The sequence below is a fragment of the Acidisoma sp. C75 genome, assembly GCF_054665095.1.
On the sequence record NZ_BAAFHD010000015.1, the window covers coordinates 21,665 to 35,137 of the forward strand.

The 13,473-nt window shown below is 65.7% G+C and carries 14 protein-coding genes and 2 pseudogenes; 14 read left to right on the forward strand and 2 right to left on the reverse strand.

What is annotated here, in order from left to right; genetic code table 11:
- Positions 1–6 precede the first annotated feature (6 nt).
- From ACYQ7X_RS16785 to ACYQ7X_RS16800, 4 genes and pseudogenes are all read left to right on the forward strand, one after another.
- Positions 7–1,104, forward strand: a complete 1,098-nt coding sequence (locus ACYQ7X_RS16785; RefSeq protein ID WP_459698224.1) for an acyl-CoA dehydrogenase family protein — start codon at positions 7–9, stop codon at positions 1,102–1,104.
- A gap of 2 nt (positions 1,105–1,106) precedes the next feature.
- Positions 1,107–1,832, forward strand: coding sequence for a PIG-L deacetylase family protein (locus tag ACYQ7X_RS16790; protein ID WP_459698225.1), 726 nt, complete (start codon positions 1,107–1,109; stop codon positions 1,830–1,832).
- Entirely contained in the window at positions 1,829–2,407 is a 579-nt protein-coding gene (locus tag ACYQ7X_RS16795) for a class I SAM-dependent DNA methyltransferase (RefSeq protein WP_459698226.1), read from the forward strand. The genes ACYQ7X_RS16790 and ACYQ7X_RS16795 overlap by 4 nt, the downstream gene beginning before the upstream one ends.
- A gap of 146 nt (positions 2,408–2,553) precedes the next feature.
- Positions 2,554–2,698: pseudogene (locus tag ACYQ7X_RS16800) on the forward strand (helix-turn-helix domain-containing protein); the annotation flags it as partial.
- 217 nt (positions 2,699–2,915) lie between these two features.
- Here ACYQ7X_RS16800 and ACYQ7X_RS16805 read toward each other — a convergent pair.
- A pseudogene (locus tag ACYQ7X_RS16805) lies at positions 2,916–3,053 on the reverse strand (IS3 family transposase); the annotation flags it as partial.
- Positions 3,054–3,258: 205 nt separating this feature from the next.
- Here ACYQ7X_RS16805 and ACYQ7X_RS16810 point away from each other — a divergent pair.
- A complete protein-coding gene (locus tag ACYQ7X_RS16810; protein ID WP_459698227.1) occupies positions 3,259–4,422 on the forward strand; it encodes an ABC transporter substrate-binding protein in 1,164 nt (387 codons plus the stop codon).
- Here the strand turns inward: ACYQ7X_RS16810 and ACYQ7X_RS16815 are convergent.
- Positions 4,419–5,426 (reverse strand): GntR family transcriptional regulator, encoded by a 1,008-nt coding sequence (locus ACYQ7X_RS16815; RefSeq protein WP_459698228.1) that lies wholly within the window; start codon positions 5,424–5,426, stop codon positions 4,419–4,421. The two genes, ACYQ7X_RS16810 and ACYQ7X_RS16815, sit on opposite strands and share 4 nt — an antisense overlap.
- 357 nt (positions 5,427–5,783) lie before the next feature.
- Between ACYQ7X_RS16815 and ACYQ7X_RS16820 the strand changes: the two genes are divergently transcribed.
- From ACYQ7X_RS16820 to ACYQ7X_RS16860, 9 genes are all read left to right on the forward strand, one after another.
- A complete protein-coding gene (locus ACYQ7X_RS16820) occupies positions 5,784–6,521 on the forward strand; it encodes an SDR family NAD(P)-dependent oxidoreductase (RefSeq protein ID WP_459698229.1) in 738 nt (245 codons plus the stop codon).
- A 103-nt stretch (positions 6,522–6,624) separates the two neighbouring features.
- Entirely contained in the window at positions 6,625–8,037 is a 1,413-nt protein-coding gene (locus ACYQ7X_RS16825) for an MFS transporter (RefSeq protein ID WP_459698230.1), read from the forward strand.
- Positions 8,030–8,794, forward strand: coding sequence for an SDR family NAD(P)-dependent oxidoreductase (locus ACYQ7X_RS16830; RefSeq protein WP_459698231.1), 765 nt, complete (start codon positions 8,030–8,032; stop codon positions 8,792–8,794). Before ACYQ7X_RS16825 ends, ACYQ7X_RS16830 begins: the two co-directional genes overlap by 8 nt.
- A 41-nt stretch (positions 8,795–8,835) precedes the next feature.
- On the forward strand, positions 8,836–9,717 hold the full coding sequence (locus ACYQ7X_RS16835; protein ID WP_459698232.1) for a polysaccharide deacetylase family protein: 882 nt from the start codon (positions 8,836–8,838) through the stop codon (positions 9,715–9,717).
- 22 nt (positions 9,718–9,739) lie between these two features.
- On the forward strand, positions 9,740–10,060 hold the full coding sequence (locus tag ACYQ7X_RS16840) for a hypothetical protein (protein WP_459698233.1): 321 nt from the start codon (positions 9,740–9,742) through the stop codon (positions 10,058–10,060).
- A complete protein-coding gene (locus tag ACYQ7X_RS16845) occupies positions 10,050–11,042 on the forward strand; it encodes a CobW family GTP-binding protein (protein ID WP_459698234.1) in 993 nt (330 codons plus the stop codon). The genes ACYQ7X_RS16840 and ACYQ7X_RS16845 overlap by 11 nt, the downstream gene beginning before the upstream one ends.
- Positions 11,039–11,821: a 5-oxoprolinase subunit PxpA gene (locus tag ACYQ7X_RS16850; protein WP_459698235.1), complete on the forward strand. Its 783-nt coding sequence runs from the start codon at positions 11,039–11,041 to the stop codon at positions 11,819–11,821. Before ACYQ7X_RS16845 ends, ACYQ7X_RS16850 begins: the two co-directional genes overlap by 4 nt.
- Positions 11,822–11,830: 9 nt before the next feature.
- Positions 11,831–12,076: an acetyl-CoA carboxylase gene (locus ACYQ7X_RS16855; protein WP_459698236.1), complete on the forward strand. Its 246-nt coding sequence runs from the start codon at positions 11,831–11,833 to the stop codon at positions 12,074–12,076.
- Entirely contained in the window at positions 12,073–13,458 is a 1,386-nt protein-coding gene (locus ACYQ7X_RS16860; RefSeq protein ID WP_459698237.1) for an acetyl-CoA carboxylase biotin carboxylase subunit, read from the forward strand. Before ACYQ7X_RS16855 ends, ACYQ7X_RS16860 begins: the two co-directional genes overlap by 4 nt.
- Positions 13,459–13,473: the final 15 nt, after the last annotated feature.

Sequence of the window (13,473 nt, forward strand, 5' to 3'; positions counted from 1 at the left end):
CCCGCGATGCGCAGCATTCTGGGCCTCCCGCCACTGCCGGGGGCCGGCAACCTACCCGCAGAGGGCGAATTTCCGGCGGCGGCGATCGACCAGATGCGCGAGGATGGCTGGCTGCATGCCTGCCTGCCGCAGGCCGTGGGCGGGCTCGGCCTTGGCAGCGAAGCCGGCCGAGGGTCGGCGCTCCTCGCCGTGCTGCACGATCTCGGCCATACCAGCCTCTCGCTTGGCCGGCTCTATGAGGCGCATGTCAACGCTCTCCGCCTCGTCAGCCAGTACGGCACTCTGGGTCAGGTCGCCCAGATTGCAGCCGCCGTCCGGCAGGGCGCGCTCTTCGCCCTCTGGGTGACGGACCCGCCAGGCGCGAATGGGTTACGTCTGCACCACCAAGGGGGCCTTCTGCATGTCGCCGGCGACAAGCAGTTCTGCTCGGGCGCGGGGCATGTCGGCCATGCCCTCGTTACCGCGAGGGAAGAGCCGGGCGGCGAGACCCGGCTTCTGATGCTCACGCTCGACGGCTCCGAAGAGATCCGCCCCGTGCCCGCGCCGCTCGCCGGCATGCGCTCGGCCACGACCGGCGCGGTTCGCTTCACTGGCCGTAGCCTGCCACAGGATGCGCTGATCGGCGGCCCGGGCGATTATCTGCGCGAGCCGCTCTTTTCCGCCGGCGCCTGGCGGGCAGCGGCGGTCGCCCTCGGCGGCCTCCACCGGCTGCTCGAGGAAATGCGGGGGGGCTTGCGCGCTCGCGGCAGGGCGGCAGCGCCGCATCAACGCCTGCGCTTTGGCGAAGCCCTCATCGGCTATCGCGCGAGCCTCAGCCTGCTCGAACGCGTCAGCGCGCTTGGCGAAGATCTCACCGCCCCGGCGCCGCAGGTGCTGGCGGAGGTGGCACTCGCCCGCCGCGCGGTGGAGCGTGCCTGCCTCGACGGGCTCGAGGCGGCGCAGCGCTCGCTCGGCCTCGCGGCCCTCCTCTCGGGCTGCCCCACCGAGCAGCTGCTGCGCGATCTGGCGACCTATCTGCGCCAGCCGGCGCTGGATGAGGCGCTGGAGAAGGCCGCCGCTTTCTATCTCACGGATGCGGTAGCACCGCTGGGCGGGGCGGCATGAAAATGGGTGCGGTCAAAGCTGCCTGGCGCGCCCTACCGGAGGTCGATCTTACCGCCCTTCTGCGGGGGCGGCGGCCGCTCGTGCTCGCGCCGCATCCGGATGACGAAAGCCTCGGCTGCGGCGGGCTGCTCGCGCAATGCGCGGCGGCGGGGATCACGGCTCAGGTTGCGGTGCTGACCGATGGCAGCCGCTCACACCCTGGCTCGCAGACCCACCCGCCCGCGCGCGTGGCCGCGCTTCGCCGGCGGGAAGCGGCAGCGGCGCTAGCGGCCCTCGGCCTCACGCCGGCGCAGCTGCATTGGATCGGCGTCGCCGATTGTGCCCTCTCGGCCGAAACTGCCGAGGGCCAGGCCGTTCTCCGCCGCCTCGCCGCATTGTGTGACTGGCACGGTTGCTCGCTCATTCTCGCACCCTGGCTGCTTGATCCGCATTGCGACCATGCCGCCGCCGCCGCCATCGGCGCGGACCTCGCCCGGCATCAGAATGCCGGTCTGCTCTTCTATCCCGTCTGGGGCTGGATGCGACCCGATGAGGAAGAGCAGCCGCTCGCCCCGCCAAGCGGCGTGCGGCTGCATACGGGCGCGGCGCTTGCCGCCAAACGGCGAGCGATCGCGGCCCATGCAAGCCAGCACGGGCAGGTGATCACCGATGCGGCGGAAGGTTTCGCCCTTCCCCAAGAGCTTCTCGACCACTGCCTGCAGCCCGCCGAAACCTTTCTTTTCCCATGAGAGACATCTCCCGCAGCCGTGAGTATTTCGACGCCCTCTACCGGGACAATGCGGACCCGTGGAACTTCACCACCAGCCGCTACGAAACGGCGAAGTATGACGAGACCTGCGCTGTCCTCGCCGGCCGACGATACGCCTCGGGGCTCGAGATCGGCTGCTCGATCGGCGTCCTGTCGGCCCGCATCGCGCCGCTTTGCGAGCGCTTCCTCGGGCTCGATATCTCCGATTTGCCGCTGGCCGAAGCCCGTGCGCGCTGTGCCTTGATCCCCACCGCACGGTTCGAGCGGGCCGCCGTGCCGGGCGAATGGCCGGCAGGTCAGTTCGATCTCATCCTGCTGTCTGAAGTGCTCTATTTCATGAGCGCAGCCGATATCGAGGGAACCGCCGCGCGGGTGCGCACCGCGCTGTTACCCGAAGGGCAGGTTCTCCTCGTCAACTGGCTCGGCGCGCGGGAAGAGCCGCAGCCCGGCGCCATCGCCGCCGCCCGCTTCATAGCGGCGCTCGGCCTGCCACGCACAGAGACGTGCACGCGGGAGCTTTATCGGATCGACCTGCTGACGATGCCGGGCGGTTAGAATGCCTTTGACCACTTGCCGCTGAGCGCAATGAGATAGATGAGTGAGCAAGCGATGGCGGTAGAGGCGTGATGCCTGTCGAGCCGCTGCTCATAGCGGATGGCCAGAGCGGAAGCCCTCCTGCCTGGATGTGGAGGCCGGCGGGTATGTCGAACGCCTTGTCGGTCGATCTTAGGGTTCGTGTTCTCGCTGCTGTTTCGGCTGGTGCCCAGCCATCGCGAGGCTGCCGCGCGCTTCGGTGCCAGCGCGGCAAGCATCAGCCGTTGGCGGACATTGGAGCGGGAGCGAGGCCGCAGTGATTGTCGATGAAGGTGATCATCGCTTGAATGGGCGGTCGAGCTCCGCCGCCGTAACATAAGCCCAGGCCTTGCGCAGGATCTCATTAGCCTGGCGCAGTTCCCGGTTCTCGCGTTCCAGGGCCTTCATTCGCCCCGCCATGTCCGGCGGCAAGCATCAGCCGCTCGGCCCGCCTCAACATCCGCACGCTTCACCCAGTCCATCAGCGCGTGCGTTGAACAACCGATCTTCTCGGCGATCAACGGCGCCGCCGCCCACCGGGAGGGGGCTCGCCCTCATGGTTCCACACCATACGCACCGCCCGGGCACGCACCTCAGGGCTGAATTTCTTCGTCGATTTGCTCGCCATGGCTCATCCTACTTCAAAGTTGGAGCCTCCGCGAAACCCGGCGCGGTCCAAAACCCGGGGCGGTTCAACCCAGTTGTAGGTGCACGCTGACGTCTCTATAGTGAGCTGTAATCCGAGTTTTCGTGAGCTGTCCGTCAACATGCCTCGACCAAACACGCCCGAAGCCTCGAAGAGTCCCAGTATCCTCTCTGGTTGTCGTCCTACATTGCGCGTACTCGGCACCGAAATCACTGCGATCCCTGAGATTCAAACACGCGCCGCCGCGGATTTGGGGATCAAGATCGAGTTCGATTGTCTTGACTTTCTGAGCGCGCAGCGCCGGGCAGCGACACAACCTGCGTCCTACGACGTCTATGACCAATGCTTTCATAATCTCGATATCGTCTGGTATTGGCGCGCTATCCAGCCAATCGACACCTTGCGCATCAAGCTATGGGATCAGGTGAGCAACCTTACCAAGACCGGTCGCATCGCACCGCATGCGACGATCGGCGCCGGCGATGCACCAGTGACCCGCCTTTACGCGCAAGCGGACGGCTCGCTCGGCAGTCGCCCCTCCCGCTGGATCTCAATGCTGCCGACGGTGCATAATGTTGATAGTTTCGTCTATCGGAGCGATCGCGTTGGGGAAGCAACGACTGACACCTGGGCAGCGCTCTTCGACCCAGCCTGGAGCGGTCACGTCGCCCTCGTGGACGAGCCTGCAATCGGAGTCTTCGACGCGCTGCTTGCGGCTGAGGCGAGTGGGGAGATGGAACCTCATTCAGCAGGGCAGCTTAGCGTCGGTGCGATCGATCAGCTGATCGGCATCCTTTCCCGCAAGCGCGATGCCGGCCATTTCCTTGGTTTCTGGCGGACGGCGCTCGAAGCCGCCGATTGGATGAGCGAGGGTGATGCCTGGATACAAAGCGCCTGGTCTCCCGCCATCACCAATCTGCAGCGGCGCGGCATTCCGGTGGTGCAAGCGGTGCCGCGGGAGGGTTACCGCGCCTGGCACGGCGGCCTCTGCCTCTCAAGCCGCCTGTCGGGTTACATGCGCGATGTCGCCTACGACTATCTCAATTGGTGGCTTTCGGGCTATGCTGGTGCCGTGGTGGCACGCCAGGGCTACTACATGTCCGTGCTTGACCCGGTGAAGGAGCATCTCAGCCCCGCCGAGTGGCGCTATTGGTATGAAGGCGTGGCCGCGAGCGAGACGCTGCCCGCGCCCGATGGCTCGCCAATCATCTCACCCGGCGCAATCCGCAGCGGCGGCTCCTACTGGCAGCGCTTCGGCTCGGTTGCGATCTGGAACACAACGATGGATGAGCATAACTACCTAGCCCGCCTCTGGGCTCGCCTGACCTCTGGGCAACGGATCGCCGCCTAATCCTCCACAGCCGTGAGATAATGCGGCAGGGTATGCGGTGCCGGCAGGACCGCGACGATCTTGATCTGCGCAATCCGCCGGTGCATCGCAGCGTCGAGGTGGCGATCGAACATTGCGGCCGCCGCCTCAATCGCGCCCTGCAACAGCAACTCGGCGACGAGCCGCTGCTCCGTGATGCGGGCCGTATCCTCGGGCAGGCCGAGCTGCCGAAGCAACCGCTCGGCCGCGGCAACCGGTAGAAGGTTTTCCCGGATCAGCGTGTTCAGACGCTGATTGGGGTTTCCGCGCATGCAGATCTCGACGAGCTGCAGTTCCAGATCGTCCCGCTCCACCCCCTCCGCGGTGTCAAGGTTGCGCTCCTGATCCATGAGCCGTTGCAGAAGCTCCGCAAGCTCGTCCCGATCGATCGTCGGGGCCGCGCTGACGAGCGCTCGCGGTTCCAGGAGACGGCGCACGGCGAAATGTTCACGGATTGCCTGCGCGGTGAGCGGGCCGGCCAGCCAATGGGAGCTTTGGTTGCGGCGGACGAGCCCGCGCTCCTCGAGCCGGCCGAGCACATCCCGTGCCACGGTGCGACTCACGCTGAAATACTCGGCGAGCGCCGCCTCGACGATCCTGTACTGGCCGAAGACGATGCAGCCGGCCACATCCCGTTCGATATGCTCGAATATCCGCTCGGCCGAGGACCGGCTAGCGAGCGCCTCTTCTGCCTCTGCCGGGAATTCAAGCGCGATCGTGCGGATATCGGTGCGCAGAGGGTGGAGCGCGGGCCCCGCGCCTACGAGGTAGCCGCGGCCGTTGAACCGCTGCACAACCCCTCGGTCGGCCAGATTGCGCAGCGCGCGCTGCACCGGCGGGCGTGTGGTGCGAAGCGCCTCGGCCACCGGCCCCTCGAGCAGCACGAAACCGGGGGCAAGGCGGCCGCAGGCAATATTGGCGGCGAGGATGGCCTCGACCGCAGCATAGCGCCGCAGGCCCGGTTCGGGCGGGCGGTTACGTATCATCTGGGCCAGCCTCGCATGCTGACGTTCCTCCGCGGCCGTGCACGCGCCTCGACCAGTCGCGTCGTTTAGCACGATCAGGCGGGCCCGCACCAACCAGGCTCCCCAATCGACGATTGTACACCACCCCCAAGCCATTCCGCATCCAGATCGCGCTCAACCCCGACGCTGCCGCGGTCGCATACGCACGCCCGTGGAGACCGACGATCGAAGTCTCCCCTTTGTACAAGGGACGGAAGGTGCGACAGCCGTCGCCTCTATGTTCTGCTTGTAGAAAATTCACAGGACACCAAGATTCCGATTGCATACAAGCATCATTCCCTCTTAGCTTTCTCCCGACAGATGATGTGGGAGTCAGGTATGGGCCAGTTGCAGGGGCGGCGCTGCCTGGTGACCGGCGCCGGACGCGGCATCGGGGAAGCGATCGCACGGGGCTTCGCGGCCGAGGGTGCGCGGGTCGGCGTGCTCGATCTCGATCGTACCGCGGCCGAACGGGTCGCGGCCTCCATCGGCGATGGCGCGATCGCCCTCTCGGCCGATGTCTCAGACGCCGAACAGGTACAAAACGCCTTCGAAGCCGCGTTGTCTGTCCTTGGTGGACTGGATGTCCTTGTCAACAATGCGGGGATCGATACGAGTTCGCCGGTCGCCGAGATGCCGCTCGCGATGTGGGACCGGATGATCGCGGTCAATCTCCGCAGCGTCTTCCTCTGCACGCAGGCCGCACTGCCGCGGATGCTGGCGCAGGGCTCGGGCCGCATCATCAATATCGCCTCCCAGCTCGCGCAGAAGGGCGCGCCAGAGATGGCGCATTACGCGGCAGCCAAGGCAGGCGTCATCGGCTTTACCCGCTCGCTCGCTTATGAGGTCGCGGCGCGGGGCATAGCGGTCAACGCCATCTGCCCCGGCCCGGTCGATACCGCGCTGTGGCAGGCGATCCCGGAAGCCTGGCGCAGGCGCAAGCTCGCCGAACTACCCATCGGGCGGGCAGCGGAGGTGAGCGAGATTGTGCCGACCGCCATCCTCCTCGCCTCCGACGCCGGCGGCTACTACATCGGCGCGACGCTCAACCCAAACGGCGGCGACGTGATGATTTGACGCCGCCGCCCGTCGCGGCCACCAAAACAAGAGAGAGACTCCTTCAAGGAGCGACGCCAGGCCATGGCTTCTCGACCATGCTAGTGACATTAGGGATCAGGATATGAGCGCTTCAAGAAAGCAGGACATTGATCTATCACCACCTCGGCCCGGCGAACGTCGTCGCTTCCCAAGCTTCAGCAAACGACAGACCGATATCGTCACGATCATCGCGCTGCTTGCCTGGACCATCGCGGTCTTCGATTACGGGTTGCTCGGCACCCTGCTGCCGGCGATGCAGGAATCCTTCGGCTGGACGCCCGCCACCTCCTACGCTGTCAATACTTGGATTTCGGTGGGCTCAGCGATCGTCGCCTTCGGCCTCGGCCCGATCATCGACAGGCTCGGCCGTCGCCAGGGCATGATGTTGACGGTCGGCGGCACGGCGATCGTATCGGCACTCACGGCCGCCATCCCGGCTGGCCTCTCGGCGCTGAGCGCCGGGCTCATCGTCGTGGTCCGCTCCTTCGGTGGCCTCGGCTTTTCCGAACAGGCGGTCAACGCGACCTATATCAACGAGGTCTATCAGGTCACCGAAGACGCGCGGAAGCGGAAGCGCCCTGGCTATTACTACGCCTGGATTCAGGGCGGCTGGCCGCTCGGCTTCATGCTGGCGAGCGCGCTGTCCCTCGTGCTGCTCGAAGCCGTCGGCTGGCGCGTTCTTTATCTCCTTGCGACCGTCCCGGCTGCCATCCTGGTCTGGGTCATCTCTCGGAATATCAAGGAGACACCGCAATTCCAGGTGCATCAGCGCCTCAGCGAGCTTGAGCGCGCCGGCAACGCCCAAGGCGCGCATGCCCTGGCCGCGGCCTATGGTATCGAGCATTCCTCCGCCGCCCCCCTCCGCCGCATCTGGGAGCCGCATCTCCGCGGCAATACGATCGCCTTTTCGCTCGCCTGGATTGTCAACTTCTTCGGCATCATGAGCTTCAGCATCCTCGGCAGTTCGGTGCTCAAGAACGCCAAAGGCGTGCATCTCTCCGAAGCCTTCTGGATGCTCATCATCATCAACCTCATCGCTTATTTCGGCTATGTCTTCCACGGCTGGCTAGGCGACAAGATCGGCCGCAAGCACACCATCATGATCGGCTGGATCATCTCGAGCCTCTTCTTCGCGCTGATGCTCAGCCCGGTCATCACCAACCCGACGCTCATTACGCTCACCTATGCGGGCGGTCTCTTCTTCCTCGTCGGACCCTATGCGGCGATCCAGTATTTCATGGCCGAATGCTATCCGGTGAGCTGCCGCGCAACAGGTGTGACCTTCATCGGCGCGATGAGCCAGCCCGGCATCATCATCGGCGGCGCGATCTTCACTATGATCGCTGCCTCCTTCGGCACGGGCCCGGCCGCCCTTTGGGTCGGCGCCGGCGGCATCTTCGTCTCGGGCCTGCTCATGCTCTTCACGCGGCGCCCGCAAGAGGTCGCGCAGGAAGAGTTGGGCGGTGAGACCGCGCTCGGCGATGCTCATGTCTGAGCAGCGCGTTGCCGCCATCACCGGGGCCGCGAGCGGCATCGGGCGGGCGCTTGCTGCCTGCTACGCAGCGCGCGGGGTGCCGAGCGTCATCGGCACCTTCCCGGGCGATCCGCATGACCCGGAGGAGACACTGAAGCTCGTGCAGGCGGCGGGTGGCCGGGCGGTCATCCAGGAGCTGGACGTGCGGCAGGCCGCTTCCGTCGAAGCATTTGCCGAGCGGGCGGTGCAGGAATTTGGCCGGCTCGACTATATGATCGCCAATGCCGGTATCCTCCGCCAAGCGCCGATCGCCGATCTTTCGGATGAGCGCTGGGCGGATCTTATGGAGGTCGATCTCACAGGCGTCCTCCGCACGCTGCGCGCGGGCGCCAGGCGCATCGGCGAAGGCAGTGCGATGGTTGCGATCTCCTCCATCGCCGGCGGCGTCTATGGCTGGGAGGAGCATGCGCATTACGCCGCCGCCAAGGCGGGCGTGCTCGGCTTGGTGCGCAGCCTCGCGGTCGAACTCGGGCCGCGCGGCGTGCGGGTCAACGCCATCATCCCCGGGCTCATCGAGACGCCGCAATCGCTCGATCCGGTCAACTCCCTCGGGCCAGAGGGGCTGAAGCGCGCCGGGCGGGATATCCCCTGGGGCCGCGTCGGCCGGCCGGAGGAGGTGGCGAGCGTCATCGCCTTCCTCACCTCGGCAGACGCGACCTACGTGACCGGCCAAGCGATCGTGGTCGATGGCGGATTGACGGTGAAGATGCGCGCCTGACCCCGGCCGCGCCTCCATCCAGAACGAGAGGTATTCTTGACATGGCAAAAGAGATTTTCTGCTCCTTCGGGATCGACGTCGATGCGGTCGCCGGTTGGCTCGGCTCCTATGGCGGCGAGGATTCGCCCGATGACATCTCGCGCGGGCTCTTCGCCGGTGAGGTCGGCAGCCCGCGCCTCCTCAAGCTTTTCGAGCGGCTCGGCATCCGCACCACCTGGTTCATCCCCGGCCATTCCATCGAAACTTTCCCCGAGCAGATGAAGGCGGTGGCAGAGGCCGGCCATGAGATCGGCATCCATGGCTATAGCCACGAAAACCCGATCGAGATGACGCCGGAGCAGGAAGAAACCGTGCTCGACAAATGCATCGAGCTTGTCACCAAGCTTAGCGGCCGGCGGCCCACCGGCTATGTCGCGCCCTGGTGGGAGTTCAGCAAGGTCAGCAACGAGCTTCTTATCAAGAAGGGCATCAAATACGACCACAGCCTGATGCACCGGGATTACGAGCCCTATTACGTGCGCGTCGGCGACAGCTGGACCAAGATCGACTATACGAAGCCGGCGGATAGCTGGATGAAGCCGCTCATGCGCGGGCAGGAAACCGACCTCGTCGAGATTCCCGCAAGCTGGTACCTCGATGATCTGCCGCCGATGATGTTCATCAAGAAGGCGCCGAACAGCCATGGCTTCGTCAACCCGCGCGATATCGAAGAGCTGTGGCGCGATCAGTTCGACTGGGTTTATCGCGAGTATGACTACGCGGTTTTCCCCATCACCATCCACCCCGATGTGGCTGGGCGGCCGCAGGTGCTGATGATGCTCGAACGGCTATACGCGCATATGATCAGCCATCCGGGCGTCAAATTCGTGACTATGGACGAGATCGCGGACGACTTCCTCCGCCGCCATCCCCGCAAGGGCTGATGCGGGCGGGGGAGCGGCCGGGATGTGCGGTCTCTGCGGAAGCCTCTCGGGTGCCGGGCATTGGAGCGATCCGGCGCCCGACACAGCGGAGGAGATGCCGAGCTGGCAGCGGCGGGCGGAGCGCAGACAGCGTCTTGCCGCCGCCAACCGGCTGCTCGGCGCTGCAGGCCTGAGCCTGAGCGACTGGCAGGGCAGCCGCTATCTCCTGCGAAGCCGCACGGGGGCGACCGCCGAGGTTGCGGGCTTCGGCGATCTCTGGCCGCAGGCGGATCGGCTTTCGGCAATCCGCTGCGATCCGCTCGATCCCCGCTTCCTTGATCGGCTCGATAACGATGCGGGATGAGCGCATCGCGGTCTCGGTGCTGACGGGCTTTCTCGGCAGCGGCAAGACGACGGTGCTGCGCCACCTGCTCGGCACACCTGAGCTGCGTAACACCGCGGTCCTCATTAACGAGTTCGGCGCCGTCGGGCTCGATCACCTGCTCGTTGATGCCATCGCCGGTGAGCCTGTGCTGCTCGGCGGCGGCTGCGTCTGCTGCACGCTGCGGGGCGATGTGCGTGATTCACTGCTCGATCTGTGGGAGCGGCGGGCGCGCGGTACGCTGCCTGCGTTTGACCGTGTGGTGATCGAAACCACGGGCCTCGCTGACCCCATCCCGGTGATGGCGTCGGTCGCTCATGATCTCGCCTTGCGCCATCATTTCAAGCCTGGTCAGATCGTCACCACCGTCGATGCCGTGCAAGGTGTCCGGACGCTCGATCGCTATGCCGAAGGCTTGCAGCAAGTGCAGGCGGCCGACATGCTGCTTGTCACGAAACAAGATCTCGCAACACCTGTGGCGCTTGCGGAAACGATCGCCACCCTCGCCTCCCTCAACCCGCTCGCCCGGATCGAGCCGATCGTGGCAGGTGCAGCGCCGCTTGCCACGCTCCTTGGTCTCGATGGTGCGGCGACGATCGAGCGCGCCGCGCAATGGTTGGCGCCATCCCGCACGCCGCCCCGGCGCCACAATGATGTGTCCGCGACGGTGATCGAAAGCGACCGCCTCCTGGGCTGGGCCGCTTTCGCTCTCTGGTTCAGCCTGCTCGTCCATCGGCACGGCGCGCAGGTCCTGCGCATGAAGGGGATTCTCAGCCTTGAGGGCAGCGACACGCCGGTACTCGTGCAATCGGCGCAGCATCTCGTGCATCGGCCGGAACACCTAGCCGGCACGGCGGCGGCGCCTGGCTGCTCCTTTGTGGTTCTCATCACCGATGGATTGGATACGTCCTTGCTCCGACGCTCGTTTGACGTGATGGTCATGAAGATGGAACACGCGCCATGAAACAGGTTGTCGACATCAACTGCGACATGGGCGAGGCTTTCGGCCGCTGGCGGCTCGGCGATACCACCGACGAAGCCCTCATGCCGCTCATCAGCTCCGCCAATATTGCGGCAGGCTTCCACGCGGGGGACCCGAGCCTGATGGAGCGGACCGTGCGGCTGGCCGCGGCCCACGGCGTCGCCGTCGGCGCGCATCCGGGCTACAATGATCTGCAAGGCTTCGGCCGGCGACGTATCGACGGGTCTCCGACGGAGCTTCTGGCCGATATCGTCTATCAAGTCGGCGCCTTGCGTGAATTCGCGCACCTCCAGGGCTTGCCGCTCAGCCATGTCAAACCGCATGGCGCGCTCTATATGGAGCTGGCGCGCAACGCCGAATTCTCGCGCCTGTTCATCGACTATATGCGCAAGGCCGCACCCGATACGCCGGTCTTCTGCCTCGCAGGCTCTGAGACGGCGGCGGCGGCGAAAGCGGCTGGCCATCCGATCGCGCGTGAATTCTATGCCGATCGGGACTATGACTCCTCGGGCCTCATCGTCTTCACCCGCGATGTCGGGCGGCCGGACCCGGCGGCGATCGCAGCCAAGGTGCTGCGGGCCTGCCGCGAGGGCCGCGTGCGCTGTATCGACGGCCAGGAGATCGATGTGGCGTTCGAGACTATCTGCTTCCATTCCGATACGCTGGGTGCTGCCGAAATCGGCCGGCAGATGCGAGAAGCCCTGATCGGCGCCGGCATCCGCATCGCCTCGCCTGCTTCTCTCTTGCACGCTCAGCCATAAGGAGGCCGCATGCCCAAAGCCGAAATCCTGGCGCCGGTTCCAGGGACCTTCTACCGCGCATCGGCGCCGGACGCGCCGCCCTATAAAGCGGATGGCGCAACGGTCGCACCAGGTGACACGATCGGCCTCATCGAGGTCATGAAGACCTTCGTGCCGGTGACTGCACCGGTCGCCGGCGGCGGCATCAGTTTCATTGTCGAGAATGAGGAGCCGGTGATGGCGGGCCAGGTCATCGCCGAACTCACCGCCCCATGATCCGCTCCGTCCTCATCGCCAATCGCGGCGAGATCGCGGTGCGCATCATCCGCGCGGCGCAGACGCTCGGCATTCGCACCGTGCAGGCCCATAGTGCGGCGGATCGGGATATGCTCGCCGTGCGCCTAGCCGATGAGGCGATCGAGATCGGGGCGCCGGCAGCCAAAAAATCCTACCTCAACCTCGCGGCCATCGTCGCCGCTGCCGCCCAGGCGGGCGTGGACGCGATCCATCCTGGCTACGGCTTCCTCTCCGAGAACGCGGATTTCGCAGAGGCTGTGGAAGCGACCGGGCTCATCTTCATCGGGCCCACCGGGGCCACGATCCGTCTGCTAGGTGATAAGGTCGCGGCACGCCTCGCCGCCAAGCGCGCCGGCGTGCCAACAGTGCCGGGGAGCGATGGGCCGATCGGCAGCATCGATGAAGCGCGGGCGATCGCCGCCCGCCACGGCTATCCGCTGATGATTAAGGCAGCCGCCGGTGGCGGTGGGCGGGGCATTCGGCTCGCCCAGGACGCGGCCGAACTCGAGGCACTTCTGCCCATCGCAAGTGCCGAGGCGCAGGCCGCCTTCGGCGATGGCGCGCTCTATGTCGAAAAGGCTTTGGCCGCGCCCCGACACGTCGAAGTGCAGATTTTTGGAGACGGATCAAACACCGTCCATTTCTTCGAGCGCGAATGCTCCCTCCAGCGCCGCCGCCAAAAAGTCTGGGAAGAGGCCCCGGCAAGCGCTCTGCCGCCTTCCGTGCGGGCGCGGCTCTGCGAGAGTGCGGCGGCGCTTGCCCGCTCGGTCGGCTATCGCGGGGCCGGCACCATCGAATACCTGTATGACGACCAAACCCATGACTATTACTTCATCGAAGCGAATACGCGCATTCAGGTAGAACATCCGGTGACGGAGATGATTACCGGCTTCGATCTCGTGCAGGAGATGTTCCGCGTCGCCGGCGGCGCGCCGCTTTCCATCAGGCAGAACGCGGTGCGCGCCCAGGGCCATGCCATCGAATGCCGCATCAATGCCGAAGACGCGCGGCGCGGCTTCATGCCGGCGCCTGGGCAGATCACACGGCTCGTCGTGCCCGAAGCTACGCACATCCGCTTCGACTCGATGCTCTATGAGGGCTACACGGTGCCGCCTTTCTACGATTCGCTGCTCGGCAAGCTCATCGTCCGTGGCGATGATCGCGCCGATTGTCTCGACAAACTTACGCACGCGCTTGACGCCCTGGTGATCGAAGGCCTGCCGACGACGATCCCTCTGCACCAGGCCCTTCTCGCCGATCCTGCCGTGCAAGCGGGTGCCGTGCATACGCGCTTTCTCGAATCCTGGCTCGAAACACATTTCCCACAAGAGACCGCGCAGCGGACGGAGGCACGCGCATGAACGCCCGCTATACCT

Bases quoted from the DNA above. Each gene is read 5' to 3' on its own strand.
- ACYQ7X_RS16840 (WP_459698233.1), top strand. From the start codon at position 9,740: ATGTGCGGTCTCTGCGGAAGCCTCTCGGGTGCCGGGCATTGGAGCGAT.
- ACYQ7X_RS16790 (WP_459698225.1), top strand. From the start codon at position 1,107: ATGGGTGCGGTCAAAGCTGCCTGGCGCGCCCTACCGGAGGTCGATCTT.
- ACYQ7X_RS16855 (WP_459698236.1), top strand. From the start codon at position 11,831: ATGCCCAAAGCCGAAATCCTGGCGCCGGTTCCAGGGACCTTCTACCGC.
- ACYQ7X_RS16830 (WP_459698231.1), top strand. From the start codon at position 8,030: ATGTCTGAGCAGCGCGTTGCCGCCATCACCGGGGCCGCGAGCGGCATC.
- ACYQ7X_RS16795 (WP_459698226.1), top strand. From the start codon at position 1,829: ATGAGAGACATCTCCCGCAGCCGTGAGTATTTCGACGCCCTCTACCGG.
- ACYQ7X_RS16825 (WP_459698230.1), top strand. From the start codon at position 6,625: ATGAGCGCTTCAAGAAAGCAGGACATTGATCTATCACCACCTCGGCCC.
- ACYQ7X_RS16850 (WP_459698235.1), top strand. From the start codon at position 11,039: ATGAAACAGGTTGTCGACATCAACTGCGACATGGGCGAGGCTTTCGGC.
- ACYQ7X_RS16835 (WP_459698232.1), top strand. From the start codon at position 8,836: ATGGCAAAAGAGATTTTCTGCTCCTTCGGGATCGACGTCGATGCGGTC.
- ACYQ7X_RS16785 (WP_459698224.1), top strand. From the start codon at position 7: ATGCGCAGCATTCTGGGCCTCCCGCCACTGCCGGGGGCCGGCAACCTA.
- ACYQ7X_RS16860 (WP_459698237.1), top strand. From the start codon at position 12,073: ATGATCCGCTCCGTCCTCATCGCCAATCGCGGCGAGATCGCGGTGCGC.
- ACYQ7X_RS16845 (WP_459698234.1), top strand. From the start codon at position 10,050: ATGCGGGATGAGCGCATCGCGGTCTCGGTGCTGACGGGCTTTCTCGGC.
- ACYQ7X_RS16815 (WP_459698228.1), bottom strand. From the start codon at position 5,426: ATGATACGTAACCGCCCGCCCGAACCGGGCCTGCGGCGCTATGCTGCG.
- ACYQ7X_RS16820 (WP_459698229.1), top strand. From the start codon at position 5,784: ATGGGCCAGTTGCAGGGGCGGCGCTGCCTGGTGACCGGCGCCGGACGC.